Source organism: Brevundimonas sp. NPDC046655, assembly GCF_044901625.1.
Taxonomy (GTDB): Bacteria; Pseudomonadota; Alphaproteobacteria; order Caulobacterales; family Caulobacteraceae; genus Brevundimonas.
The window spans coordinates 130130-154223 of record NZ_JBJDPV010000006.1; the positions used below are offsets into that span (position 1 = coordinate 130130).

General features: G+C 67.3%; 27 protein-coding genes. 24 read left to right on the forward strand and 3 right to left on the reverse strand.

Annotated elements, in window-relative coordinates; translation table 11 throughout:
- Nucleotides 1-192: 192 nt before the first annotated feature.
- The 16 genes from ACI2KI_RS15540 to ssb all read left to right on the forward strand — a co-directional run bounded on the left by ACI2KI_RS15540 (nt 193) and on the right by ssb (nt 13139).
- Complete coding sequence (locus ACI2KI_RS15540; RefSeq protein WP_404621517.1) at nt 193-1692, forward strand: DUF2793 domain-containing protein; 1500 nt, start codon at nt 193-195, stop codon at nt 1690-1692.
- A 5-nt stretch (nt 1693-1697) separates the two neighbouring features.
- The gene (locus ACI2KI_RS15545; RefSeq protein ID WP_292081763.1) at nt 1698-1853 is read left to right on the forward strand and encodes a hypothetical protein; all 156 of its coding nucleotides are present in this window, start codon (nt 1698-1700) and stop codon (nt 1851-1853) included.
- Nucleotides 1850-2122 carry a hypothetical protein gene (locus ACI2KI_RS15550; protein WP_292081761.1) on the forward strand — a complete coding sequence of 91 codons (273 nt, stop codon included), beginning with the start codon at nt 1850-1852 and terminating at the stop codon, nt 2120-2122. Before ACI2KI_RS15545 ends, ACI2KI_RS15550 begins: the two co-directional genes overlap by 4 nt.
- Complete coding sequence (locus ACI2KI_RS15555; protein ID WP_404621520.1) at nt 2119-2502, forward strand: M15 family metallopeptidase; 384 nt, start codon at nt 2119-2121, stop codon at nt 2500-2502. Before ACI2KI_RS15550 ends, ACI2KI_RS15555 begins: the two co-directional genes overlap by 4 nt.
- The gene (locus tag ACI2KI_RS15560) at nt 2499-2924 is read left to right on the forward strand and encodes a hypothetical protein (RefSeq protein ID WP_404621522.1); all 426 of its coding nucleotides are present in this window, start codon (nt 2499-2501) and stop codon (nt 2922-2924) included. Before ACI2KI_RS15555 ends, ACI2KI_RS15560 begins: the two co-directional genes overlap by 4 nt.
- 22 nt (nt 2925-2946) lie before the next feature.
- Nucleotides 2947-3135, forward strand: coding sequence for a hypothetical protein (locus ACI2KI_RS15565; protein WP_404621524.1), 189 nt, complete (start codon nt 2947-2949; stop codon nt 3133-3135).
- A 234-nt stretch (nt 3136-3369) separates the two neighbouring features.
- Complete coding sequence (locus ACI2KI_RS15570; RefSeq protein ID WP_404621526.1) at nt 3370-4227, forward strand: flagellin; 858 nt, start codon at nt 3370-3372, stop codon at nt 4225-4227.
- A gap of 109 nt (nt 4228-4336) precedes the next feature.
- Complete coding sequence (locus ACI2KI_RS15575) at nt 4337-5146, forward strand: flagellin (RefSeq protein WP_292081752.1); 810 nt, start codon at nt 4337-4339, stop codon at nt 5144-5146.
- 110 nt (nt 5147-5256) lie between these two features.
- Complete coding sequence (locus ACI2KI_RS15580) at nt 5257-6063, forward strand: flagellin (RefSeq protein ID WP_313412983.1); 807 nt, start codon at nt 5257-5259, stop codon at nt 6061-6063.
- Nucleotides 6064-6176: 113 nt separating this feature from the next.
- Entirely contained in the window at nt 6177-6989 is an 813-nt protein-coding gene (locus tag ACI2KI_RS15585; protein ID WP_404621529.1) for a flagellin, read from the forward strand.
- A 115-nt stretch (nt 6990-7104) separates the two neighbouring features.
- A complete protein-coding gene (locus ACI2KI_RS15590) occupies nt 7105-7347 on the forward strand; it encodes a flagellar protein FlaG (RefSeq protein WP_292084606.1) in 243 nt (80 codons plus the stop codon).
- Between the two features lie 133 nt (nt 7348-7480).
- The gene (locus tag ACI2KI_RS15595; RefSeq protein ID WP_404621531.1) at nt 7481-8362 is read left to right on the forward strand and encodes a flagellin; all 882 of its coding nucleotides are present in this window, start codon (nt 7481-7483) and stop codon (nt 8360-8362) included.
- A gap of 255 nt (nt 8363-8617) precedes the next feature.
- Nucleotides 8618-11308 carry a transcriptional regulator gene (locus ACI2KI_RS15600; RefSeq protein ID WP_404621533.1) on the forward strand — a complete coding sequence of 897 codons (2691 nt, stop codon included), beginning with the start codon at nt 8618-8620 and terminating at the stop codon, nt 11306-11308.
- Nucleotides 11309-11440: 132 nt separating this feature from the next.
- The gene (locus ACI2KI_RS15605) at nt 11441-12118 is read left to right on the forward strand and encodes a hypothetical protein (RefSeq protein WP_313102244.1); all 678 of its coding nucleotides are present in this window, start codon (nt 11441-11443) and stop codon (nt 12116-12118) included.
- Nucleotides 12118-12540, forward strand: coding sequence for a hypothetical protein (locus tag ACI2KI_RS15610; protein WP_404621535.1), 423 nt, complete (start codon nt 12118-12120; stop codon nt 12538-12540). Before ACI2KI_RS15605 ends, ACI2KI_RS15610 begins: the two co-directional genes overlap by 1 nt.
- Before the next feature lie 89 nt (nt 12541-12629).
- The gene (ssb, locus tag ACI2KI_RS15615) at nt 12630-13139 is read left to right on the forward strand and encodes a single-stranded DNA-binding protein (protein WP_292084601.1); all 510 of its coding nucleotides are present in this window, start codon (nt 12630-12632) and stop codon (nt 13137-13139) included.
- 61 nt (nt 13140-13200) lie between these two features.
- On the opposite strand, the gene ACI2KI_RS15620 is transcribed toward ssb, so the two are convergent.
- Nucleotides 13201-13773, reverse strand: coding sequence for a nucleoside 2-deoxyribosyltransferase domain-containing protein (locus ACI2KI_RS15620; protein WP_404621537.1), 573 nt, complete (start codon nt 13771-13773; stop codon nt 13201-13203).
- Between the two features lie 129 nt (nt 13774-13902).
- On the opposite strand from ACI2KI_RS15620, the gene ACI2KI_RS15625 reads away from it, so the two are divergent.
- Nucleotides 13903-14805: a DMT family transporter gene (locus ACI2KI_RS15625; RefSeq protein ID WP_404621539.1), complete on the forward strand. Its 903-nt coding sequence runs from the start codon at nt 13903-13905 to the stop codon at nt 14803-14805.
- A gap of 4 nt (nt 14806-14809) precedes the next feature.
- Here the strand turns inward: ACI2KI_RS15625 and ACI2KI_RS15630 are convergent, their stop codons facing one another.
- Nucleotides 14810-15340, reverse strand: coding sequence for a superoxide dismutase family protein (locus ACI2KI_RS15630; protein ID WP_404621588.1), 531 nt, complete (start codon nt 15338-15340; stop codon nt 14810-14812).
- Nucleotides 15341-15553: 213 nt separating this feature from the next.
- Here ACI2KI_RS15630 and gyrA point away from each other — a divergent pair, with 213 nt between their 5' ends.
- The 5 genes from gyrA to ACI2KI_RS15655 are packed head-to-tail and all read left to right on the forward strand — an operon-like array spanning nt 15554 to nt 21456.
- Nucleotides 15554-18322 carry a DNA gyrase subunit A gene (gene gyrA, locus ACI2KI_RS15635; RefSeq protein WP_404621541.1) on the forward strand — a complete coding sequence of 923 codons (2769 nt, stop codon included), beginning with the start codon at nt 15554-15556 and terminating at the stop codon, nt 18320-18322.
- Between the two features lie 29 nt (nt 18323-18351).
- Nucleotides 18352-19155 carry an aminotransferase class IV family protein gene (locus ACI2KI_RS15640; RefSeq protein WP_404621544.1) on the forward strand — a complete coding sequence of 268 codons (804 nt, stop codon included), beginning with the start codon at nt 18352-18354 and terminating at the stop codon, nt 19153-19155.
- A gap of 52 nt (nt 19156-19207) precedes the next feature.
- Complete coding sequence (gene coaD, locus ACI2KI_RS15645) at nt 19208-19690, forward strand: pantetheine-phosphate adenylyltransferase (RefSeq protein ID WP_292084594.1); 483 nt, start codon at nt 19208-19210, stop codon at nt 19688-19690.
- Between the two features lie 14 nt (nt 19691-19704).
- Nucleotides 19705-20547, forward strand: coding sequence for a peptidylprolyl isomerase (locus ACI2KI_RS15650; protein WP_404621546.1), 843 nt, complete (start codon nt 19705-19707; stop codon nt 20545-20547).
- Nucleotides 20548-20571: 24 nt separating this feature from the next.
- Nucleotides 20572-21456, forward strand: coding sequence for a peptidylprolyl isomerase (locus ACI2KI_RS15655; RefSeq protein ID WP_404621548.1), 885 nt, complete (start codon nt 20572-20574; stop codon nt 21454-21456).
- Here ACI2KI_RS15655 and ACI2KI_RS15660 read toward each other — a convergent pair.
- On the reverse strand, nt 21429-22556 hold the full coding sequence (locus tag ACI2KI_RS15660; protein ID WP_404621550.1) for a Ppx/GppA phosphatase family protein: 1128 nt from the start codon (nt 22554-22556) through the stop codon (nt 21429-21431). The genes ACI2KI_RS15655 and ACI2KI_RS15660 overlap by 28 nt on opposite strands.
- A 148-nt stretch (nt 22557-22704) precedes the next feature.
- On the opposite strand from ACI2KI_RS15660, the gene hspQ reads away from it, so the two are divergent.
- Together hspQ and phhA are read left to right on the forward strand one after the other, a co-directional pair.
- Nucleotides 22705-23019, forward strand: a complete 315-nt coding sequence (gene hspQ, locus ACI2KI_RS15665) for a heat shock protein HspQ (protein WP_404621552.1) — start codon at nt 22705-22707, stop codon at nt 23017-23019.
- Between the two features lie 72 nt (nt 23020-23091).
- Nucleotides 23092-23967, forward strand: a complete 876-nt coding sequence (gene phhA, locus ACI2KI_RS15670; RefSeq protein ID WP_404621554.1) for a phenylalanine 4-monooxygenase — start codon at nt 23092-23094, stop codon at nt 23965-23967.
- The last annotated feature ends 127 nt before the right edge of the window (nt 23968-24094 follow it).

Genomic DNA, 24094 nt, shown 5'->3' on the forward strand with positions numbered 1-24094 from the left:
ACCGCCCCCTTGGCCTATCCGACCCGAACGCGTCGTGTCGAGGGGCTTTCCTGCAAGTCCCAAGCGCGACAGCGCGCGCAATCGGACGCGCCAATGCCTTCTAATTTCCGGGTTTGCGGGGCGCCCGACGTGTTCAGCGCGCCGCAGCGACGGTCGTCAGCAGACTGATCCTCCAATCCTTGGAGATCTTTGATGAGCGACGACGTCAGCGCGCGCCTGGGCCTGCCCTATCTGGCGGCAGGGCAACTGCAGAAACACGTGACCCTGAACGAGGCGTTGACGCGTCTGGACGCCCTGACCCAGACGGCGGTGGTCAGCCGCACGACCGCCGCGCAACCGACATCGCCAGCAGATGGCGCCCTCTACATCCTGCCGCCCGGCGCGACTGGCGCGGACTGGGTCGGACGTCCGGCGGGCGCCTTGATGCGCGCCGAGGCCGGTGGCTGGCTGGCGCTCGACGCGCCCGACGGCCTGCTGGCCGTGGTGCTGGACAGCGACGAGGTGCTGGTGCGTCGCGCCGGGACCTGGGCGCCGCTGTCCGGGGCAGTCGAGCCAGTGACGGCCTTGCAGAACCTGACTCGTTTGGGCGTGAACACTACGGCGGATGCGACCAACGTCTTCGCGGCGCGCCTGAACAAGACGCTGTGGACCGCGCTGGAGAGCGAGAGCGGCGGCGACGGCGACCTGCGCTTCACCTTCAACAAGCAGGGGGCGTCCGACGTTCTGTCGTTGCTCTTCCAGAGCGGCTGGGGCGGCCGGGCCGAACTGGGCCTGATCGGCGACGACGACCTGAGGCTCAAGGTCAGCGCTGATGGTGGAACCTGGCGCGACGCCTTCTGGGTGGAGCGCGCGACCGGGCGGATGACGTTCGCGCGCGGCGCGGCCCGATGCGAGACGACGGTTCTGACGGCTACCGGGGCCTGGACGCCTCCGGTCTGGGCGCGGTGGGTCGAGGCGGTCTGCGTGGGCGGCGGGGGAGGCGGGGGCGCTGGCGCGGCGGGCGCATTGGGCACGGCGCGCTATGGTGGCGGCGGAGGCGGAGCGGGCGGCGTCTCGGTTGCCCGCTGGCCGGTTGAGGCTCTGACGGGGGCGCTGACGGCCGTCATCGGCGGCGGCGGGGCCGGAGGCGCAGCGGCAGGCGCAAACGGCGCTGTCGGGGCGAACAGCAGTCTGTCCCTGGGCGGGACCGCCCTTCTGACAGGCGAAGGCGGCAAGGGCGGTGCGGGCGGCAGCGCGGCGTCTGGTCTGGGCGGCGCGGGCGGGGGTGGCCTGGTTCGTTCAAACGCGGGCGGCGACTCGTCGATCGCGGCGGCGGGGGGCGGGGGGGCGGCGTCGATCCGGCCGGATGGGCCGGGAGGCGGCGGCGCCGGCGGCGGCGTCAGCACCTCGAATGCGGGAACCAGCGGCGGATCGGGCGGCGATGGCGCGATCTTGCACGTCCGCGCGGCGGGCGGGCTGGGGCGGACGACGACGGGCCTGGCGGGCCAGTCTTCGCCTCTGCCGGGCTTGTCGTGGGCCGGCGGCGGCGGCGGCGGCGGCGGCGGGGCCGTTGAACTGTTCGGGGCCGGGTCCGCCGGCGCGTCCGGGGGTCTGTACGGCGGCGGCGGTGGCGGGGGCGGCGGCGCTGTGACGACGGTCGGCACAGGCGGCGCGGGCGCAGCGGGCGTCATCTGGCTGACGGCGATCGGATGAGCGCCATGACCCGATATTTCGACCGCCTCCTCGAACCCGACCTGCTGGACGAAGAGGTCTGGGCCGCGCCCGAGCGGCTGACCCCCGATGACTGTTTTGACCAACTGGGCAGCGACTGGCGCAGGCCCGTCGCTCCCTGCGACCCGGAGGATGAAGCATGAGGGTGGCCGGTGGAAACGAGATGGGCCTGGCCGAAGGGCGCTGGCTGTGGCGGCGTCTCTATATCTTCATCGCCAGCGCAGCGCTGTGGTGGTTGCTGGCGCGGGCGGTGGGGCGGACGGCCCCCGCCGACCTGCCGCGCGTGGCGGACGGCTTGATGGGGCTGATCGCCCTGATGCTGGTCCTCTATCTCGTGGCGCCGACAGCCCAGCAGATGGTGGCCATGCTGGCCAATCTGCGGCTGAGATTGGCGGCGGGAGGCAAGGCATGAGCTTTCGCCTGTCGCAGCGTTCGCGAGCGCGGATGCGGGGTGTTCACCCGGACCTGATTGCTGTTGTCGAGGCAGCGATCCGCCGGACCGAGGTGGACTTCATGGTCACGGAGGGCTTGCGCGATGCGGCCCGTCAGGCGGCCCTTGTCAGGGCGGGGGCCAGCCGCACGATCAACTCGCGCCATCTGACCGGTCACGCGGTCGACGTGGCTGCCCTGGTCGAGGGCCAGGTGCGCTGGGATTGGCCGCTGTATGGCCGTATCGCCGAGGCCTTCAAGGCGGCGGCGCGCGATCTAGGCATTCCGCTCACATGGGGCGGCGACTGGACCCGGCTGCGGGACGGCCCGCACTTCGAACTGGACCGGAGGGCCTATCCATGAGGGTGCGGGACTTGATGCGGACGCTGACGCCATTGGGCTGGCTGGCCTTGGCGGGAGCGGCAGCGCTGCTGTTGACGATCACCGGGCGGGGGCTGGGGCTGAGATGGGATCCGTTCAACCTGCAGCAGCGGCGGCTGGAAGTCGTGGAGGCGCGCGCGACCCAGGCCGCGAAGGATGTCGAGGCCCGTCGCCTGGAGGCCGAGGGCAGGGCGGGGCAGACGGCGCGTCTCGACATCTATCACCGACAAACCTTGGCCGTGGAACGGGCGACCGTCGCGGCCGTCACACAGGCGAGGAGCGCCGAGGATGCGAACGACCTGCTGGACCCTGTGCGGTCTGATCGCCTGCGCGCTCATGACCGCGAACTGTGCCGGCTCGCCCCCGATCTCGACGGTTGCGCCGCCTCGCCTGGTCCTGCCTGAGGCGGCGACGCTCCCCTGCGCAATGGCGACCCTGCCTGAAGCGCCCAGTCTGGCGGATCTGGAGGCGGCGTATCTGATGCGCGGGGCCCAGATCCTCGCCTGTGACGGCGCGCGGCGGCTGGCGGCCGAGACCCTGATGGCCGAGCGGGCGATGCAGGACCGGTGGGCCGGGGCGGGAAAGGGCTGGAAGAAACGGCCCAAACCCGGCTGATGCAGCGCTTTTTGCCGGGCGACCCGGAAAAATCTGCCGGGCATGGTCGTTGGGCGGCAAAATATGCCGGGCTGAAAACGTGGTTTATCAAAACTAACGCATAAAAATCAGTAACTTAGAAAGCGAAGGGGTGTCGTCGCTTCTGGCCCTGTCCTTGCTGAGTGTCTTCCCGAGCAGAAAGCTCCCGGCAGCCAAAATGGCGTCGGACATGTCGAAGACACAAGGACAGCCAAAATGGCTAACAGCATCAATACGAATGCCGGGGCTCTTGTCGCCCTGCAAAATCTCAACGCGACCAGCCGTGACCTCAACGTCACGCAAAACCGCGTGAACACAGGCCTGAAGGTTTCCTCGGCCAAGGATAACGGCGCGATCTTCGCCATCGCCACCAACCAGCGCGCCGAGATGGGCGCATTGGACGCCGTCAAGAATTCCATGCAGCGCGGCCAGTCGATCGTCGATGTGGCCCTGGCCGCCGGCGAGACCGTGGTCAAGGCTCTGGAAGAGCAGAAGAGCCTGGCGGTCGCCATTTCGAACGCCACGGGCGACGCCCTGAAGGCCTACGTCACCGACTACAACGCCCTGGGCGCCGAGATCACCAAGGCCTTGGCCGGCGCCACTTTTGATGGCGTGAACCTGTGGACCGATACCACGGCCGCCGGCGCCACCATCAGCGTCAAAACCGGCACGGGTTCGACCGACAACTTCGTGCTGAAGGGCGGCGCGGCCGCCACGACCGCTACGGCTCCGGCCAGCGCCACCGCCCTGGTCATTTCCAACTACACGACGCCCAGCGCCGCCGACATCACGGCCATGCAGGGCCTGACGACCGTCGTCACTGGCTCGATCACCTCCTTCACCAGCGAATTGGGCGCCATGGGCACCAAGTCGAAGTCGCTCGAGCGTTCGCTGATCTTCACCAACAAGATCCAGGACGCGGTCGAGGTCGGCATCGGCAACCTGGTCGACGCCGATCTGGCCAAGGAAAGCGCCAAGCTGACGGCGCTGCAGACCAAACAACAACTCGGCGTGCAGGCGCTGGGCATCGCGAACCAGTCGAGCTCGATCCTGCTCGGCCTGTTCCGCGGTTAAGAATTGGGGTCGGGTTTCAAGAGGCTCGCCTTTCGATAAGCACTCCCCCGAGCAGAATGCTCGCGGCGCCAGAACGGCGTCGTCCATATAAAAAGTAAGGATCACCAGTATGGCCAACAGCATCAACACGAACGCCGGCGCTCTCGTTGCCCTGCAAAACCTGAACAACACGAGCCGTGATCTGTCGATCACCCAGAACCGTGTGAACACCGGCATGAAGGTTTCTTCGGCCAAGGATAATGGCGCCATCTTCGCCATCGCCACCAACCAGCGCGCCGAGATGGGCGCCCTGGACGCCGTCAAGCAGTCGATGCAGCGCGGCCAATCGATCGTCGACGTGGCCCTGGCCGCCGGCGAAACCATCACCAAGGCTCTTGAAGAGCAGAAGAGCCTGGCGGTGGCGATTGAATCCTCGGTCGCCGGTTCGGCGGCTGAGACGGCCTACCTGGCTGACTTCAACGCCCTGGGCAATGAAATCACCAAGGCCCTGGCGGGCGCCACCTTCGACGGCGTGAACCTGTATTCGGCCGCCGCGGCGGACGTCGAGGTCAAGACGGGCACCGGCGCAACGGACAAGTTCGTCCTGAAGGCCACCGGCGCGGCCACGGCCGTCGCCACGGCCGGCGGCGCGATCGTCCGCGCCGGCGCCACTGCCACGGCTGTGGACACGGCGCTGAAGGCCTTCACGGCCGAGCTGGGCGCCCTGGGCACCAAGTCCAAGTCGCTGGAACGCTCGCTGACCTTCACCGGCAAGATTCAGGACTCGATCGAAGTCGGCATCGGCAACCTGGTCGACGCGGATCTGGCCAAGGAAAGCGCCAAGCTGACGGCGCTGCAGACCAAACAACAACTCGGCGTCCAGGCGCTGGGCATCGCGAACCAGTCGAGCTCGGTCCTGCTCGGCCTGTTCCGCGGATAAGAATTGAAGGCGGGCCTGCGGGCCCGTTTTTGATGAAGGAGACTACCCCGAGCAGAACGCTCACGACGTCAAAACGACGTTGAAAATGTCAAAGACAAAGGAAAGCCAAAATGGCCAACAGCATCAATACCAATGCGGGCGCTCTGATTGCTCTGCAAAACCTCAACAACACGAGCCGCGATCTTGCGGTCACGCAAAATCGTGTGAACACCGGCCAGAAGGTGTCGTCCGCCAAGGACAACGGCGCCATCTTCGCCATCGCCACCAACCAGCGCGCCGAGATGGGCGCCCTGGACGCCGTCAAGCAGTCGATGCAGCGCGGCCAATCGATCGTCGACGTGGCCCTGGCCGCCGGCGAAACCATCACCAAGGCGCTTGAAGAGCAGAAGAGCCTGGCGGTGGCGATTGAATCCTCGGTCGCGGGTTCCGCGGCTGAAACGGCCTACCTGGCTGACTTCAACGCCCTGGGCAATGAAATCACCAAGGCCCTGGGCGGCGCCAACTTCGACGGCGTCAACCTGTTCTCGGTCGCGGCCGCGGACATCGAGGTCAAGACCGGCACCGGCGCGACGGACAAGTTTGTCCTGAAGGCCACCGGCGCGGCCACGACCGTCGGCACCGCCGGCGGCACCACGGTTCGCGCAGGCGCAACCGCGGCTCTGGTTGAAACCGAGATCAAGGCCTTCACGGCCGTGCTCGGTTCGCTGGGCACGAAGTCCAAGTCGCTGGAACGCTCGCTGACCTTCACCGGCAAGATCCAGGACGCGCTCGAAGTGGGCGTGGGCAACCTGGTGGACGCCGACCTGGCCAAGGAAAGCGCCCGCCTGACCGCCCTGCAAACCAAGCAGCAGCTGGGCGTGCAGGCGCTGTCGATCGCGAACCAGTCGAGCTCGGTTCTGCTCGGCCTGTTCCGCTAACCGAATTGAGGCCGGGGCTACGGCCCCGGGCTTGATGAGACTAACTCGAGCAGAATGCTCCCGACCGCCAAAACGGCGTCGGAAATGTCGAAGACAAAGAAGGAAAAGCTAAAATGGCTAACAGCATCAATACCAATGCGGGCGCTCTGATTGCTCTACAAAATCTCAACAACACGAGCCGCGATCTTGCGGTAACGCAAAATCGTGTGAACACCGGCCAGAAGGTGTCGTCCGCCAAGGACAACGGCGCCATCTTCGCCATCGCCACCAACCAGCGCGCCGAGATGGGCGCCCTGGACGCCGTCAAGCAGTCGATGCAGCGCGGCCAATCGATCGTCGACGTGGCCCTGGCCGCCGGCGAAACCATCACCAAGGCGCTTGAAGAGCAGAAGAGCCTGGCGGTGGCGATTGAATCCTCGGTCGCCGGTTCGGCGGCTGAAACGGCCTACCTGGCTGACTTCAACGCCCTGGGCAATGAAATCACCAAGGCCCTGGGCGGCGCCACCTTCGACGGCGTCAACCTGTTCTCGGCGACGACGACGGACGCCATCTCGGTCAAGACCGGGACGGCCGCCGGCGACACCTTCACTCTGAAGGCAGCCTCGGGCGCAGCTACCGCGGTAGCGACGGCCGGTGGTGGGGTCGCTCGTGCCGGCGCCACGGCTGCGGCCGTGGACACGGCTCTGAAGGCCTTCACGGCCGTCCTCGGTGATTTCGGCACCAAGTCGAAATCGCTGGAACGCTCGCTGACCTTCACCGGCAAGATCCAGGACGCGCTCGAAGTCGGCGTCGGCAACCTGGTGGACGCCGACCTGGCCAAGGAAAGCGCCAAGCTGACCGCCCTGCAAACCAAGCAACAGCTGGGCGTGCAGGCGTTGTCGATCGCGAACCAGTCGAGCTCGGTTCTGCTCGGCCTGTTCCGTTAACAAAGTGGTCGGGGGCGGGTCTTCGGGCCCGCCTCCGTTCGCACATCAGGAGACAGGAGGCGCGGCGTCGCCGCGTTAAGGGGAAATGGCAGATAATGTCGCAAGACTGCCGAACGTGACCCTCGTTCAGCCTGACGCCTATGGTCAGGGCGTCGAGGCGCAGCCGAAACCGGTGCGGGACGAACCCGACGCCGGCCGCTATCGGCTGACGATTGAGGAGGGGCCGAACGGGTTTGTTTACAAGACCTTGGATCGCGTCACCGGCGAAGTCATCCGCCAGTTGCCGCGCGAAGAGGTGATGAAGATGAGCGCCAGTCCGGCCTACGGGGCAGGCGGAGTGATCAAGACCAAGGTCTGATCCTCGACAGTAGCTTGGAACCGCAGCGCCGCCGGCTCGCCGGACGGCGCCGCGTTCGTTTCCACGCCGTTAACCATACGCTCAGGAATCAGTTTCATTCTGCACGTCAGAATTTGAACTGGGGCTAGAAGCCATGACCAACAGCGTTCTCACCAATGCGTCCGCGCTCATAGCGCTCCAGAACCTCAATTCGACGAACAATAAGCTGGCCGCGACCCAGAGCCGCGTGAACACCGGCCTGAAGGTGCAGGGCGCCAAGGACAACGCCGCCACCTGGGCTATCGCCCAGAACCAGCGAGCGGACACCGGTGCTCTGGAATCGGTCAAGACCAGCATGAACCGCGCGACGTCTTTGGCCGACGTGTCATTGGCGGCCGGCGCGCAGATTTCGGACCTGCTGATCGAACTGCGCGAAAAGGCGACGGCCGCCGCCGATCCCTCGGCGACGGCCGCGTCGCGCAAGGCCTACAACGATGAGTTCCAGTCGCTGTTGAAGTCGCTGGACTCCTTCGCCAAGAACGCCACCTTCGACGGCGAGAACATCCTGAATGGCACGGCCACGACGGCCCTGGACTTCCTGGCCAACGTCGGCGCCACCGAAACCATCTCGATGAACCGCCAGGACCTGTCGCTGAACGGTGTCGGCCTGCAACTGCCGGCGCGCGCGGCCAGCGCCGGTCCGCCGGTCGTGACGGCGCGTCCCGCCGGCCCGCCGCTGCTGGACACGCTGGAAAACGCTCAGGAAGCCTTCACCGCTGTCGTGTCCGCCCTGGACGACGCCAACGCCAAGCTGGCTGAGCTGGGCGCACAGTCCAAGCAGATCGAGAAGCACAACATCTTCGTCGGCAAGCTGATGGACTCGTTGGAAGTCGGGATCGGCAACCTGGTCGATGCGGACATGGCCAAGGAAAGCGCCCGCTTGCAGGCGCTTCAGGTCCAGCAGCAGTTGGGCGCGCAAGCCCTGTCGATCGCCAACCAGGCGCCACAGATCATCCTGTCCCTGTTCAAGGGTTGATCTATCTGAAATAGCGAGGCGCGCCGTGGCCGAGTGAAATCGGCGGCGGCTTGCGCCTGCTTGGGCGCGGGGTCAGCCCGTAAAGGCTGGCCAACTTCATGAGCAACCAACGCACATAAGCCATAGGGCGAAATCCCTGACCGGTGACCGGAGCTTGACTGTCGCCTAACGTGAACCAGCCTTGGCTGTTCCGCGCCCAATCTTAAACACTTCGTTACCAGCTTGGCGGCAGACTGAACGCAGGAGCGTCGGACTGTGATCAACAACAGCTATCTTCTGGGTTTGTACGGCGGAACCTCGACCTTCTCGGGGGGGCTGGGCTCGACGTCGGTCGCCGTGAAGAAGCAACCGACCGCGCCATGGTCGACCTCGGTCAAGCCGCAGAGCCAATCGGACCTGCTGCGCGCGGCCCTCAGCGGGCGTCGCCTGATCAATGAGGACAACGCTGTCCTGGACGTGAAGAACGCCTCGTCCGGCGACTACCGCAAGATCTTCGCCATGTATCAGGGCCTCACCATGCTGGAAGCCGTGGCAGATCGGGCGGGGCAGAAGAACCTGTCGGCGCTTGAACGCGCGCAACTGACCAAACGCATGGACGCCGGCTTGGCTGAACTGTCGGCCTATCTGGGCGCGGCCCAGTTCGACGGCGTACGCATGGTCCAGGGCAAGTCCGAAACCAAGGCCCAGACCGGCGCCGCCGTGCCACGCGACTCGGCCAAATACGTCACGGGGGCGGTCCACACGGGCGCTCTCACGGACGAGGTCGCCGCCTTCCAGGGCGACGTGAAATTCAACATCACCATCAAGAAGACCGGTGGCGATCAGGTCATCGCCATCGATCTGGCCGAGATGGGCTCTGACCCGCGTACCATGCAGTCGGTGGTGACCCACATTAACAGCAAGCTGGAGGCGGCGGGCGTCGAGACTCGCATGGGCCGCGAGCAGTTGCCGTCCGAGCCCAAGGTCATCAAGTCCGGCGAGACCACCATCACCTTGCCGGCCGGGCCGGATAAATGGGCGCTGAACCTTCAGGGGGTGTCCTATGAGAAGATCAGTTTCTCGCCGGTGGCCTCGTCGGACGCCGTCTATGTGGTGCAGGGCGTAGGCAAGAGCGGCGGGCATGAGGTTCTGAAATTCCAGGAAGGCGCCGGCCAGACCAGCGGCCAGGCCTTCTGGGTCGATGGTCAGGTCGGTCAGTCGGGGCTGCCGGACGGGGTCGAGACCGTGCGCGCCAGCGCTACCGGACCGGACGGCTCCATGTGGATCGTCGCCGACGTCAGCGCCGGGACCTCGACCCAGCCGATCAAGGGGCAGGGCGACGTGGTCCTGATGAAGCTGGATTCGGCGGGCAAGGTGGTGCTCAGCCGCGCCCTGGGCGCCGCCTCCACCGCCAGCGGTTACGCCATCGCCGTGGACGCTGACGGCCGTGTGGCCGTGGCCGGCTCCGTGGTCGGGGCTCTGGTGCCGGGCGCCTCAGGCGCCGACGCCAATCTGGCCGACAGCTTCGTCACCGTCTTCGACGCCAAGGGCGTGGAACAATGGACCCAGCGGCGCGGCGCCAAGGCTGCAGACGAAGCCACGGCCGTTTCGTTCGGCGCCGACGGCCGCGTCTATGTCGCGGGGCGCTCGCAGTCCTCCATGCCGGGCGCGCTCGGATCGGGCGGCTGGGACGGCTATGTCCAGGCCTTTAGCGAAAGCCAGATCCACAGCCTGGCGCCGATCACGGCGACGGCGACCGGGATCAATCAGTTCGGCACGGCCGGGGACGACAATGTCCAGGCCATGACCACGGACGGCGACAAGCTTTACACCGCCGGGGTCGAGAACGGCCGCATGGTGGTGCGCCAGTTCCAGATCGACGCCACGGGTTCGCCGACCCTGCTGTCGTCGCGCGACCTGGGCCACGCCAGCGGCGAGATTGCGGGCATCTCGGTCTCCAACGGTCAGGTGATCCTGGCGGGCACGACGCGTAACGGCGCCCTGGACATCGGCCAGGTCAACACCGCCCATTCCGGCGGCACGGACGCTTTCGTCGCGGTGATCAACAGCGACCTGAGCGTCTCGGCCAACGACCGGCTGACCTACTACGGCGGGGCGGGCGACGACACCGTCGCCGATGTGAAGATCGTCGACGGCAAGGTCTGGCTGACCGGGATTTCCGACCGCACCGTCGGGGCCAAGGCCGAGGATCCGACCTCGGGCTATCTGGCGCGTCTCGATCCCGCGACGGGCGCGGTGGAGTGGAGCCAGACCTGGACTGGGGCGGACCGTCAGGCCGCCCCCACCACCATCGCCGTGGCCTCGGGCGGGGCCAGCGTCCTGGATCGGCTGGGCCTGCCTCAGGGCGAGATACCGCAGTCGGATTCCAAGCAACTGGTGGACGCCACCTCGCTGCGGGCGGGCGATCGCTTCTACGTCACCTCGGGCACGACCGGGCGTTCGGTCGCCGTCACCATCGACGCCAAGGAGACGTTGCAGACCCTGGCGCGCAAGATCGAGACCGCCTCGGGCCGTACGCTGAAGGTCACCATCAAGACCGACAAGGACCATGTCACCGGTCTGGACGGCGACACCAAGATCACGGCGGGCGGCGTGCAGCGCCTGTCCATCACCTATGCCGATGGCCGCGAAGGCGCGGTGCTGCGGGCGGGCGAGGCAGGGCGCGACGCTCTGGCCGGCCTGGGCCTGACGCCGGGCTATATCGGCCCGAGCACGAGCGATTTGAAGACCTTCGGCCTGGACCTGCCCAAGACCATGAGCCTGAAGGACGCCGAGGCCGCCAAGGCGGCGACCAGCACCCTTCAGCTGGCGATCAAGGCCCTGCGCGACGCCTACAAGGCCCTGGACCCCGACAGCAGCAAGCCCAAGGTCACCGGGTCGGCGCCGCCCTATCTCAAGGCGCAACTGGCCAATTATCAGGCTGCGCTGGCCCGCCTGACGGGTTGATCCCCGGCGAGACGCGGCGGAGAGGCGATTCCTCCCCAGCCGATCCGGCTCGGGAGGCGTGGACCCCCGCTTTAGGTTGACGCGCGCGGCGTCGCCGGGGTTATTGGGGCCATCATTGGCGTCGAGTCCCGCATGGCCCTTCCTAAAGACAATCGCACCGTCCTGCTGGTCGGGGGCGGCCTGGCCGTCGTGGCGGCCGTGGCGGCCGCCCTGGTGTTCAGCGCCGGACGGGACAAGCCGACCGAGGCGCCGCCTGCGTCGCAGGGCGGGCTGACCATCGACCTGGCCGAGGCCCCCACGCTGGAGCCGGCGCGCGAGCTGCGCTGCTTTGTTGACGGCCAGTTCGTGGGCCAGGCGACCCTCGCCGACTGCGCCCAGCGCAACGGCGTGGCCACCAGCGCCCTGGACGTGGGTCTGGACGCCACCGGCGCCCTGGCCGCCGCGCCCACCGCCGCCTTTGCTCCGCCGCCGGAGCTTCCGGCCGAGCCGAGCGTCACGGTGACGCCGACGGAGGAGGGCGCGTCGCCCGCCGAGCCCAGCCGTCCGGCGCCGGCGGCCGCCTCGGCCACGGCCTGTCTGCGGCACACCGGCTCGGAATGGCGCTCGATTGGCAACGGCATGAGCCTGGGCGCCTGCGTTCAGGCCCTTTACGCTGGCACCTGCGTCCGTCCGGGCGAGGCCCAGTACGGGCGTTGGGGCGATACGACCCTGCGTCTGGTCCCGCGTCGCGTTGAGCAGTCGAACGACAACACCCGCTTCCGCACCCTGGCTCAACAGGACCGGAGCTGCCAGTTCCCGGAGCTGGGCTGATGAGCCGCAAGATCCTTTCCGCCGCTGCAATCGCCCTTTTGGGCCTGACCGTCTCAGCCTGCGCCCAGAAGGGCGTCGAGGCCCCGACCGAGCCGGGCGTCTGCTATCACGTGGTCATGCCCGAGGACGGCAAGTCCGCCCCCCTGATCAACGTCGTCGCCCGCGATCAGCCGCAGATCGAGTTCTGCGCCGCGCGGCTTGAGGAAATGCGCCTGCGCTTCCTGCGCATGGGCGGCAACAATCGCGACATGATCGGCGCCTATCAGGGGCAGTTCATTTTCATCGACCGGGGCGGTGTGAAGTTCGGCAAGACGCTGACGGGGCAGCGCTTCTTCGCCCTGACGCGCACGGGCGACGGCCGTCTGGCCATTCCGGGCGCCATTCAGCGTGAGATCGACGGTCGTCCCGTCGCCCCCAACTAGAATTCCGCCCGCTCGGGCGTGAACAAAACTGGAACATTCCGCCGATATCCGCTAGGGATCGACGGCAAGAACATAAAAGGACATCGGTCATGGCCGGCAGCGTCAACAAGGTCATCCTCATCGGCAATCTGGGCCGCGACCCGGAAATCCGCACGCTGAACAGCGGCGACCGCGTCGCCAACCTGCGCATCGCCACCTCGGAACAATGGCGCGACAAGGCCACCGGCGAGCGCAAGGAAAAGACCGAGTGGCACCAGGTCGTCATCTTCAACGAGAACATCGTCAAGGTGGCCGAGAACTACCTGAAGAAGGGCTCGACGGTTTACATCGAGGGCTCGCTGCAGACCCGCAAGTACACCGATGCCCAGGGCGTCGAGAAATACTCGACCGAGATCGTGCTGCAACGCTTCAACGGTCAGCTGACCATGCTGGGCGGTCGTAACGACAGCCAGGGCGGCGGCATGGGCGGCGGCGATCGCGGCGGTTACGGCGGCGGCCGCAACGACGACGACTACTCCTCGGGCTTCTCGACCGGCGGCGCCAACAAGCCGTCGGGTCCCAAGGAAAGCTACGACCTGAACGACGACATCCCGTTCTAAGGTCGGGTCGACCGAAAGATCAGGCCGCGTCTTCCGAGAGGAGGGCGCGGCCTTTTTCGTGTCAGCGCGCGAAGCGGCCCTTGGACGCGGCGTCGCTCAAGGCCTCGCGGACGGCGGCGGTCAGTTCGGGCAGGGACTGGACCTGTTTGACGCCGTAGGCCTGGGCCGTGATGTCGACATTGCCTTTGCGCCAGAATCCCTCGGGAGCCAGGAGGATCAGCTTTCCGCCGCGCGCGTGCAGACCCATTTCCAGCAGGCTGATGGGGCTTTGCGTGCCGGGGGCGAAATACATGACGATGACGTCGGCGGATTCCAGCGCGGCCAGCTCCCACTCGACCTGACGGCGGAACTCGGGCTCGTCGGCCTCGGGGCGCCAGTTCGGGTTCCAGTCGGGACGGCGGGGGTTCAGGATCACCACGTCCATGTCGGCCAGGGCCGAGGTCATGGCCGCCTGCCAGTCCGGCGCGCCGCCCATGTCGATGCTGCCGCCCAGGAAGAGGCGCGGACGGCTGTCGTCGATGGGCAGGGGCTGGGGCGAGACCACGTTGCTGGGGCCCTTGGCGGTCTGCGCCAGCGAGGGCGTGGCCGCCATGGCGGCGACGGAGATCATCAGAGCGGCCAGCGTGCGGTTCATGTCTGCCTCGGGTTCGCGAAGGGGCGGGGCATAGCATCTCGTCGGGCTAAGAGTAGGGCGACGGCGACGGAAAAGAGCGGTCATCGAACGTGACGGGCCTTTCGCGGCGGCCTGTGGCATCAGGTCACGGTGTCCAGCCATCGCCATTCCCCGCTCAGCCTGCTCGAGATCGCCGCCATCATCGCGGTGATGCTGATCTGGGGCGTCAACAACGCCGCCGCCAAGATCGCCACCGAGGTCATGCCGCCGCTGATGGTGGGAGCCCTGCGCTTCGCCATCGCCGCCGCCTGCCTGGTCTGGTTCGTGCGGCCGCCCTTTCCGAACTGGAAAAGCCTGCTGATCATCGCCGTGGTGGGCGGCCCTATCCATTATGGCCTGATCTATCTGGCCTTCTGGCTGGCCCACGACGTCAGTCCGGTGACGGTGGCGACCCAGCTGTGGATCCCTCTGACCTCGCTGTTCGCCTTTCTGCTGCTGGGCGAGCGGATCAGTCGGATGGCCACCATCGGTCTGGTCATCGCCTTCGTCGGGGTGGCCTGGATGACGCTGGACCCGCACGCCCTGCAGGACTGGAACGCGATCGCGGTCGGGGCCCTGGGCGCCTCGGCCTGGGCGCTGACGACGGTGATCGCGCGCCGCACCACCTCCATCCCGCCGCTGAAGATGCAGGGGCTGCTGGCCCTGATGGCCTTCCCGGCGCTGACCATCGGGTCGCTGGTGTTCGAGACGGGGCAGTGGGAGGCGGCGCAGGTCGCGCCGCCCATCGTCTGGGGCACCCTGGTCTGGGCCGGTCTGATCTCGTCGGTGTTCGCGACCAGTCTGGTCTTCTGGCTGGTGCAGCGGCGTGAGGCGGGGCGGGTGACGCCCTATCTGCTGGGCTCGCCCCTGGTGTCCATCCTGATCGGCTGGCTGTGGATGGGCGACGTGCTGACGCCGCAGATCCTGACCGGGGTGGCCATTGCCCTGATTGGCGTGGTCACGGTCGCCCTGGGGGAGCGCGGCCTGCGCGCCGGCGCCCCCGCCAAGGTCTGATCGTTTAGTTCGCGCTGAGGACAGCGCAGGCCACGCGGTCGCCCGCGCCGCCGATGGGCTGGCTGTTGTGGTCGTCGGGGTTGGCGTGGATGACCAGGGCCGAGCCGTCGGCGTCCCACAGCCACTGACCGGGGCCGTCCTGGCTGATGCGAGCCTTGGTGGTGAAGACCTCAGCCTTCGCCGAGCCGTCAGCGGCGGCGAAGAGGTTGGGCAGATCGCCGTCGTCGGGGCCTTGGGCGTTCAGCAGGCCGTGCGGCGTCTTGGGATCGGTATGGTTGATGTGGGCGCCTGCCGAGGTGAAGGGGGCGGCGCACTGGCCCGTGGCGTGGATGTGGATGCCGTGCCAGCCGGGCGTCAGGCCCGTGGCTTCGACCTTGATCAGCAGGCCGGTGGCGCCCTGCGTCAGCGTCGCCTTGCCGATTTCGGCGCCGGCGCCGTTGATGATCGCGGCCTGACCCGTCTGGCCCGGCGTGGCGCGCGGGATCATGGCGGAATGGTCCATGGCGGCGGCCTGACCCTGAGCGCCGTGGCCCATGGCGGCGTGATCATGGCTCTGGGCGAAGGCGCTTGCGGCGAGCAGCGAAGTCGCTGCGAAGGCGGTAAAGGCGGCAGCAGTCAGACGCATGGTTTTCCTGTCCTTTTGGGCATGGGGATATCAGCGGCGTTTCTTTGCCACAACGGCCCCCGGATGCTAGAAACCGGAACAGCGGATCACGTTCCGATTCCGGCCATTTAAAGCCTGATTTCCTTGACCGACGACAGCTACGACAACGCCGCACCTTCGGCGCCCGGCGACATCTCCATCATCACGATCGAGGACGAGCTGAAACGCTCCTACCTCGACTACGCCATGAGCGTGATCGTCAGCCGCGCCCTGCCGGACGCGCGTGACGGTCTGAAGCCGGTTCACCGTCGCATCCTCTATTCGATGCACGACCTGAACATGACGCCCGAGCGGTCGTATTCGAAGTGCGCGCGCGTCGTCGGTGACGTGCTGGGCCGCTTCCACCCGCACGGCGACGCCTCGGTCTACATGGCTCTGGTGCGGATGGCGCAGCCCTTCTCGATGGGACTGATGCTGGTCGACGGTCAGGGCAATTTCGGCTCGGTCGACGGCGATATGCCGGCCTCCATGCGTTACACCGAGGCCAAGATGGCCCCGGCGGCGGTGGCCCTGCTGACCGACATCGAAAAAGACACGGTCGATTTCCAGCCGAACTACGACGAGAAGGAGCTGGAGCCCGTCGTCCTGCCGGCGCGGATTCCGAACCTGCTGGTCAACGGCGCGGGCGGCATCGCCGTCGGCATGGCGACCAACATCCCGCCGCACAACCTGGGCGAAGTCGTCGACGCGGCCGTGGCGCTGCTGGACAACCCTGACATGGGCGACGAGGCCCTGCTGGACATCGTGCCCGGTCCCGACTTCCCCACGGGCGGCGAGATCATGGGCCGCACCGCGCCGCGCAATGCGCTGCGCGACGGACGCGGCTCGGTCATCGTTCGCGGTCGCGCCTCGGTCGAGGAGATCCGCAAGGATCGCGACGCCATCGTCATCACCGAACTGCCGTTCCAGGTGAACAAGCAGACCCTGATCGAGCGCATCGCCGAAATGGTGCGCGAGAAGCGTCTGGAAGGCATTTCCGACGTCCGCGACGAGTCCGACCGTCAGGGCATGCGGATCGTCATCGAGCTGAAGCGCGACGCTTCGGGCGACGTTATCCTGAACCAGCTGTTCCGCTATACGGCGCTGCAATCCTCGTTCGGCGTCAACATGCTGGCGCTGAACCACGGCCGTCCCGAGCAGATGGGCCTGCGCAAGCTGCTGGAGCTCTTCCTCGAGTTCCGTGAGGAAGTGGTCGTCCGCCGCGTCAAGTTCGAGCTGGCCAAGGCCCGCGATCGCGGCCACGTCCTGGTCGGTCTGGCCGTCGCCGTCGCCAACATCGACGAAGTCATCCACATCATCCGCAGCTCGGCTGATCCGGCGGAAGCGCGCGAGCGTCTCCAGGCCAAGGCCTGGCCGGTCGGGGACATGATGGCCCTGGTCGAACTGATCGCCGACCCGCGCACGGTGCTGGTGGACGGCGACAAGATCCGCCTGACCGACGAACAGGCCCGCGCCATCCTGGCCCTGACCCTGTCGCGTCTGACCGGCCTGGGCCGCGACGACATCTTCGGTGAAGCGCGCGGCCTGGCCGACACCATCCAGGGCCACCTGACCATCCTGTCGGATCGCGCCAACGTCCTGGCCATCATCCGCGAAGACCTGCTGCTGGTGAAGGATCAGTTCGCCGTGCCGCGCCGCACCCTGATCGGGGAAGGCGACGCCGAGATGGAGGACGAGGACCTGATCCCGCGCGAGGACATGGTCGTCACCGTCACCCACGGCGGCTACGTCAAGCGCGTGGCCCTGAACGCCTATCGGACCCAGCATCGCGGCGGCAAGGGCAAGTCGGGCATGACGATGAAGGACGAGGACGCCATCACCGGCATCTTCTCGGCCTCGACCCACACCCCGGTTCTGTTCTTCGCCACCAACGGCAAGGCCTACAAGCTGAAGACCTGGCGCCTGCCGCTGGGTAACCCGCAGTCGCGCGGCAAGGCCTTCGTCAACCTTCTGCCCATCGAGCCGGGCGACAGCATCATGAACGTGCTGCCGCTGCCGGAAAACGAGTCCGAGTGGGACAACTACGACATCATGTTCGCCACCAAGTCGGGCGACGTGCGGCGTAACAAGCTCAGCGACTTCGCCACGGTGAACCGCGCGGGCAAGATCGCCATGAAGCTGGAAGACGGCGACCGCATGGTCGGCGTGGCCATCTGCAACGCTGACGACGACATCCTGCTGACGACGCAGTTGGGCCGAGCCATCCGCTTCAAGGCCGACGACGTGCGCGTCTTCAAGGGCCGGGATTCGACCGGCGTGCGCGGCATCCGTCTGCAAGGCGACGACGAGGTCATCTCGATGGCCGTTCTGGGCCGTGTGGATGCTTCGCCGGAAGAACGCGCCGCCTACGTCAAGCACGCCAACGCCATGCGCAAGGCCCTGGCCGGCGCGGACGTGGACGAAGAGGTTACGGCTGTTGAGGCCGACGACGAAGTTGTCGGCGACGCCGCCCTGTCGGTCGAGCGCATCGCCGAACTGGGCGCGGCTGAGCAGTTCATCCTGACGGTCACGGAAACCGGCTTCGGCAAGCGGTCCTCGGCCTATGAGTATCGCCGCACCGGTCGCGGCGGGCAGGGGCTGACGGCCCACGGCCTGGGCGGTCGCGCCGGCACTCGCCTTGCCGCCGCCTTCCCGGTCGAGGACAGCGACGACCTGATGCTGGTCACCGACGGCGGCCAGATGATCCGCACCCCGGTCGGCCAGGTCCGCATCGTCGGCCGGTCCAGCCAGGGCGTGACCATTTTCCGCACCGGCAAGGACGAGAAGGTCGTCTCGGTCGAACGCCTGCCCGACTCGGGCGGCGACGATGACGGCGCGGACGACGCCGTGACGGAAGAGGGCGGCGAGGGCTGATCGGCTCTCAGGCGAGCATGACGGCGGGCATGGCTGACGTTCTGATGCAGATCGACGGCCGGCCCGCCAGCGCCGCCGACCTGGGCCATTTCGTCCTGTCCAACTACGGCGCCTTCACCTCGATGCAGGTCGAGGACGGGACGGTGCGGGGCCTGGACCTGCATCTGGCCCGTCTGGAAGCCAAAGCCGTCGACCTGTTCGGCCTCGCTGTGCCCGAAGCCCTGTTGCGTGAACGGATGCGACAGGCGCTGGACGGGCGTTCCGGACCGTTCAGCCTGAGGGTCAATCTCTTCTCCGACGCCATCAGCCTACGGGCGCCTGAGGCAGTGGTTCAGCCACGCGTCCTGACGACCCTGTCGCCGCCCGCCGCGCCGCTGACGGCGCCGTTGCGGCTTCAGATCCAGGTCTATGCACGCGAAGTCCCGCATCTGAAGCATGCCGCCACCTTCGGTTTGACCCGCGCCCGGCGGCAGGCGTTTCAGGCCGGATTCGACGACGCCCTGTTCGTCGACGCCGAGGGGCGGATTTCCGAAGGCTCCATCTGGAACATCGGCTTCATTCAGGGCGACACGGTGATTTGGCCCGAGGCGCCGATGCTGGCTGGAACGGGCCAGACCCTGCTGCAACGCGGGATGGAAAGCCTTCGCCTGAACAGCATCAAGCGTCCGGTGTTTCTGGCCGATCTGCCGTCCTTCGACGCCGCCTTCATCTGCAACAGCGCCACGCCCGCCTGTGCTGTGGCGGCCATTGGCGGCCATGTCTTTCTCCCGGCCGAGGCCCTGATCGCCCGGCTGATCGACGCCTGGCGATCAAACCCGCGTCAGAAAATCTAGGCCGTTGATTTCGCACCTGCTAAACGGGTCGAAACGCGGGGAGGCGAAGGCCATGCGCATCGGACTGTATCCGGGGACTTTCGACCCGGTCACGAACGGCCACATGGATATCATCGGGCGGGCCATCAAACTGGTCGATCGCCTGGTCATCGGGGTGGCGCAGAACGACGACAAGGGCCCCCTGTTCTCGACCGCTGAGCGCGTCGAGATGCTGAAGGCCGAGGTCGCGCGGTTTGATGCCGACATTCAGGTCCAGCCCTTTAGCAGCCTGCTGATGCATTTCGCCGAGGAGATGAACGCCAACGTCATCGTGCGCGGCCTGCGCGCGGTCGCGGACTTTGAATACGAGTTCCAGATGACGGCCATGAATCAGCGCCTCAACAGCGACATAGAGACCGTGTTCCTGATGGCCGATCCGCGCCATCAGGCCATCGCCTCGCGGCTGGTGAAGGAGATCGCCCGTCTGGACGGTGCGATCGAGAGCTTCGTCAGCCCGGCGGTCGCCGCCCAGGTGCGCGCCAAGGTGCAGCGCTAGATTTCAGGATAGACATGACCTTCAAGACGCTTCTGGCCGCCGCCGCGGTCTCCTTGATCGCGGGTGCCGCCGCCGCCCAGACCGCTTCGGAATGGCGCACGGTCGCGCCTGAGAACCTGATGGTGATCGACACCTCCAAGGGCCGGGTTCTGGTCGAGCTTGAGCCGCGGGCGGCGCCGAACCACGTCGAGCGCATCCGCACCCTGACCAATCGCGGCTTCTATGACGGGCTGAAGTTCCACCGCGTCATCCCCGAGTTCATGGCCCAGACGGGCGACCCCGAGGGCACCGGCGCGGGCGGCAGCGATTTGCCGGACGTGAAGGGCGAGTTCAGTTTCCGCCGCGGACGCGACAGCGGTTTTGCGCCCGTTGAAAACAGCGGTCCCGGCGTGCGCGGCATCATGGGCAGCCTGCCGGTCGTGACTCAACCCGACGCCCAGATGTTCGTCACCGCCGACTTCAAGGTCGGCGTCATGGGCTTGTTCTGTCCAGGGGTTGCGGGGATGGCCCGGGCGGGATCGCCGGATAGCGCCAACAGTCAATTCTTCCTGATGACGGGCCAGAACGACAACCTGAACGGCGGCTACACGACCTTCGGCCACGTCCTTCAGGGTCTGGACGTGGTCAAGTCGCTGAAAGCGGGCAGCGACGCCGAGGACGGCAAGGTCGTCGATCCTGACGTCATGACCAAGGTGCAACTGGCCTCGGCCCTGCCGGAGGGACAGCGGCCGAGCGTGCGCGTGGCCGTGCCGGGCTCTGCGCCGTTCAACGCCGCTGTTGAAGCAGCACGCGCCGCACGCGGCGCCCAGTTCAGCATCTGCGACGTGCAGCCTGTGGTTCAGGTCACGGGCCGCTGAGTTTTCCAATCGGGGGAGGGGATGATGATGCGCTTTTCAACGGGGTTGGCGGCGGCGTCCGTCCTGATGCTGGCCGGATCGGCCTGGGCGCAGGAGGCGGCGCCGAGCGCCTCGGCGCCGGCCGTCGTCGCCAGCGAGTGGCGCACGGTCGCGCCCGAGAACCTGCTGGTGATCGACACCAACAAGGGCCGCATTCTGGTTGAGCTGGCCCCCGAGGTGGCGCCGGGCCATGTCGAGCGCATCCGGCTGCTGGCGGGGCGCGGCTTCTATGACAACCAGGTCTGGCACCGGGTCATTGATCAGTTCATGGCCCAGACCGGCGATCCCCTGGGCACGGGCGAGGGCCAGAGCGCCTATCCTGACCTGAAGGCCGAGTTCACCTTCCGCCGCGACGGTCAGACGCCGTTCGCGGCGGTGGCCGCGCCCGCCGGGGCGGTGCTGGGCTTCCTGCATTCCCTGCCGGTCCATACCCAGCCCGACGCCTATATGGCCACGACGGCGGACCGCAAGGTCCACGCCTGGGGCCTGTATTGCCCCGGCGTCGCCGGCATGGCGCGCGACGAGGCGCCCGACAGCGCCAACAGCCAGTTCTTCCTGATGCGCCAGCCCTACCCCTCGCTGGACAAGCGCTACACCATCTGGGGCCGGGTCGTGTCGGGTCTGGACGTGGTGCGCGCCCTGAAGTTCAGCTCCAACCCCGACGGCATCGTCACCGGTCCCGATCAGATGAAGCGGGTGAGGGCCGCGTCCGACCTGCCGCCGGCCGAACGCCCGACCGTTCGCGTTCTGGATACGGCGTCGCCGCAGTTCCGCGCGCTAGCCGACGCGGCGCGTCAGGCCAAAGGCGCCGACTTCTCGGTCTGCGACATAGACCTGCCGGTTCAGGTCGCCGGAGCGCCCGCCGCCTGATTGCCGGCCTGGCCGTTGTTGCGGCCCCGGCGACGGCGTCGGCGGGGCTTCTGGCGGTCCTCGCGCATCCTTTGCAGCAGCAGGCCTTCGCGCAGGCCCCGGTCGGCGACGCGCACGCGCTCGCAGGGCCAGGCGCGCTGCACGGCCTCCAGGATCGCCGCACCCGCCAGCACCAGGTCGGCGCGATCGGGCCCGATGCAGCTTTCCGCCGCCCGGCCCGCAGGGCCCAGCCGCTTGAGGCGCAGCGCCGCCGCCTCGCAGTCGGCGCGCGTCATCCATAGGCCGTCCACCAGATCGCGCTGATAGCGGCGCAGGCCCAGATGGATGCCGGCCAGGCTGGTGATGGCGCCCGAGGTGCCGACCATGTGCACGCGGCCGCTGTCGAACAGAGGGCGCACCGAGGAGTCGCTGGGGCCGCCGAGCGCCAGGGCGGCGCCGACGTCGGCGACCATGGCTTCGTACCAGGCCTCGGTGTCGCCAGACGGTTCGGGATGACGCTCGGCCAGGGTGACGACGCCCATGGGGGCCGACATCCAGCCCCGGTTCTCGAATCCACGCGCGGTGCGGGCCATCCAGGACAATTCGGTCGAGCCGCCGCCCACGTCGATGACCAGAACCGCCTCGGCGCGCGGGTCGAACAGGTTCAGGCAGCCGGCGACCGACAGGCTGGCCTCCTCGGCCGGGTCGATGATCCTAAGCTTCAGGCCGGTGCCGCGACGCACCCGTTCGATGAAGGCCTCGCCGTTGTCGGCGGCGCGGCAGGCCTGGGTGGCGACGGCGGTCAGGCGGCTGGCGTCCAGGCCCTTGCGGGCCACGCGTTCGGCGCACAGGGCGAGGGCTTCATAGGCCCGATCCATGGCGCGATCGTCCAGGCGGCCGGTGAGGGACAGGCCTTCGCCCAGCCGGACGATGCGGCTGAAGCTGTCGACCACCCGGAACCCGTCGCGCGCGGGGCGCGCGATCAGCAGGCGGCAATTGTTGGTCCCCAGGTCGAGCGCGCCATAGAGGGGCGCATCGCGACCGGAAGTCCCTGAATCGCGGGACTTCGTGGGCTGGGACCGCGCGTCGCGCCGTGCAGGCGCGCCAGGGGTCTCCGGCATGGGCCGAGCTTTCATGTGGGCGGTCCAGAGCGGCGCCCGTCGCGATCAGCCTAGACCGGGAGCGACGGCGACGCCAAGTCCTTCCTGTCGGAAAGATGAACAGGCTGCGATGCATCCGCTTCAACTCGCCGGGCGTATTGGTGGCAGCATGACCCAGGTTCACACAGCCCGGTTCGGCCTCGGACAGATCGTCCGACATCGCGACCACGCCTTCCACGGCCTGGTCATGGATGTGGACGCGTCCTACGCAGGCCCGGCCGCAGAGACGGGCGTGGTCGCCAGCGATCAGCCCTTCTATCGTATCCTCATCGCCGACACCGAGGGCGGCGTGATCGCCTATGCCGCCGAGGAGGCCCTGGTGGCGACGCCCGAGATCGAGCCTCTGTCGCCCGAGGATGAGGGGGAGTGGTTCACCGTCGATGCGCAGGGGCGGCACGCGCCGCGTTTCCAAACGCTGCAATAGACGTGCGTGACGACGGCTAGAGGGCGCGCTAATCTGCCCTCAACGGCCGTCAGAGCCGCGAGGAGCGTTCCCATGTCCGATTTCGAACACGTCTTTGAAGCCCCGCCCGAAGGCGCCGCCGCCGACTGGACCATCCCGCAGAACTGGGCGGCCTATACCGACGTCGAGCACGAGACCTGGAACACCCTCTATGCCCGGCAGATGAAGATTCTGCCCGGGCGGGCCTGCGAGGCCTATATGCGCGGGCTGGACGCGCTGGATCTGAACATGGGGGGCATCCCCGACTTCGAGGTGATGAATCCCAAGCTGCAGGCCCTGACCGGCTGGACCGTGGTCTGCGTGCCTGGTCTGGTGCCGGACGACGTCTTCTTCGACCATCTGGCCAACCGTCGCTTCGTCTCGGGCCAGTTCATCCGCAAGCCGGATCAGTTGGACTACCTGCAGGAGCCGGACATCTTCCACGACGTCTTCGGCCATGTGCCGATGCTGACCGACCCCGATTTCGCCGCCTATATGGAGGCCTATGGCAAGGGCGGGCAGCGGGCGCAGTCCCTGGGGATGCTGAAGAACCTGGCCCGCCTCTATTGGTACACGGTCGAGTTCGGCCTGATGAAGGAGGCCGACGGCCTTCGCATCTATGGCGCAGGCATCGTCTCGTCGGCGACCGAGAGCGTGTTCAGCCTGGAGGACGCCTCGCCCAACCGCCTGGGCTTCGACCTGGAGCGGGTGATGAAGACCCTCTACCGGATCGACGACTTCCAGCAGGTCTATTTCGTCATCGACAGCATCGAGGAGTTGAAGGAAGTCACCCTGCAGGACTTCGGGCCGATCTATGAGCGACTGAAGGGGGCCGAAGAGCTGCCGATCGAGTCGGTTCTGCCGAGCGATCGCGTCTTCACGCGCGGGACCCAGGCCTATGCAGCCAAGGGCGGGCGCTTCGCAGCCTGAGGGCGGCGGGCGAAAAACAGAGTCCAATTCGTCTGAATCGTCTGAAATCCCCTCCGTGGCGCTGACCGGGAGGGAATGATGACGCGTGGCGAAGGTGGGGTGCGCGGTTTGGCTCTAGCTTTGCCCT

What these genes read in the sequence shown, in the direction of transcription:
- ACI2KI_RS15610 (WP_404621535.1), top strand. Translation starts at nt 12,118, where the DNA reads ATGAGCCGCAAGATCCTTTCCGCCGCTGCAATCGCCCTTTTGGGCCTG.
- ACI2KI_RS15570 (WP_404621526.1), top strand. Translation starts at nt 3,370, where the DNA reads ATGGCTAACAGCATCAATACGAATGCCGGGGCTCTTGTCGCCCTGCAA.
- ACI2KI_RS15650 (WP_404621546.1), top strand. Translation starts at nt 19,705, where the DNA reads ATGACCTTCAAGACGCTTCTGGCCGCCGCCGCGGTCTCCTTGATCGCG.
- ACI2KI_RS15640 (WP_404621544.1), top strand. Translation starts at nt 18,352, where the DNA reads ATGGCTGACGTTCTGATGCAGATCGACGGCCGGCCCGCCAGCGCCGCC.
- ACI2KI_RS15655 (WP_404621548.1), top strand. Translation starts at nt 20,572, where the DNA reads ATGATGCGCTTTTCAACGGGGTTGGCGGCGGCGTCCGTCCTGATGCTG.
- ACI2KI_RS15580 (WP_313412983.1), top strand. Translation starts at nt 5,257, where the DNA reads ATGGCCAACAGCATCAATACCAATGCGGGCGCTCTGATTGCTCTGCAA.
- ACI2KI_RS15550 (WP_292081761.1), top strand. Translation starts at nt 1,850, where the DNA reads ATGAGGGTGGCCGGTGGAAACGAGATGGGCCTGGCCGAAGGGCGCTGG.
- ACI2KI_RS15595 (WP_404621531.1), top strand. Translation starts at nt 7,481, where the DNA reads ATGACCAACAGCGTTCTCACCAATGCGTCCGCGCTCATAGCGCTCCAG.
- ACI2KI_RS15575 (WP_292081752.1), top strand. Translation starts at nt 4,337, where the DNA reads ATGGCCAACAGCATCAACACGAACGCCGGCGCTCTCGTTGCCCTGCAA.
- ACI2KI_RS15605 (WP_313102244.1), top strand. Translation starts at nt 11,441, where the DNA reads ATGGCCCTTCCTAAAGACAATCGCACCGTCCTGCTGGTCGGGGGCGGC.
- ACI2KI_RS15545 (WP_292081763.1), top strand. Translation starts at nt 1,698, where the DNA reads ATGACCCGATATTTCGACCGCCTCCTCGAACCCGACCTGCTGGACGAA.
- ACI2KI_RS15555 (WP_404621520.1), top strand. Translation starts at nt 2,119, where the DNA reads ATGAGCTTTCGCCTGTCGCAGCGTTCGCGAGCGCGGATGCGGGGTGTT.
- ACI2KI_RS15565 (WP_404621524.1), top strand. Translation starts at nt 2,947, where the DNA reads ATGGCGACCCTGCCTGAAGCGCCCAGTCTGGCGGATCTGGAGGCGGCG.
- ACI2KI_RS15620 (WP_404621537.1), bottom strand. Translation starts at nt 13,773, where the DNA reads ATGAACCGCACGCTGGCCGCTCTGATGATCTCCGTCGCCGCCATGGCG.
- ACI2KI_RS15585 (WP_404621529.1), top strand. Translation starts at nt 6,177, where the DNA reads ATGGCTAACAGCATCAATACCAATGCGGGCGCTCTGATTGCTCTACAA.
- ACI2KI_RS15630 (WP_404621588.1), bottom strand. Translation starts at nt 15,340, where the DNA reads ATGGGCCACGGCGCTCAGGGTCAGGCCGCCGCCATGGACCATTCCGCC.
- hspQ (WP_404621552.1), top strand. Translation starts at nt 22,705, where the DNA reads ATGACCCAGGTTCACACAGCCCGGTTCGGCCTCGGACAGATCGTCCGA.
- phhA (WP_404621554.1), top strand. Translation starts at nt 23,092, where the DNA reads ATGTCCGATTTCGAACACGTCTTTGAAGCCCCGCCCGAAGGCGCCGCC.
- coaD (WP_292084594.1), top strand. Translation starts at nt 19,208, where the DNA reads ATGCGCATCGGACTGTATCCGGGGACTTTCGACCCGGTCACGAACGGC.
- ACI2KI_RS15560 (WP_404621522.1), top strand. Translation starts at nt 2,499, where the DNA reads ATGAGGGTGCGGGACTTGATGCGGACGCTGACGCCATTGGGCTGGCTG.
- ACI2KI_RS15660 (WP_404621550.1), bottom strand. Translation starts at nt 22,556, where the DNA reads ATGCCGGAGACCCCTGGCGCGCCTGCACGGCGCGACGCGCGGTCCCAG.
- ssb (WP_292084601.1), top strand. Translation starts at nt 12,630, where the DNA reads ATGGCCGGCAGCGTCAACAAGGTCATCCTCATCGGCAATCTGGGCCGC.
- ACI2KI_RS15540 (WP_404621517.1), top strand. Translation starts at nt 193, where the DNA reads ATGAGCGACGACGTCAGCGCGCGCCTGGGCCTGCCCTATCTGGCGGCA.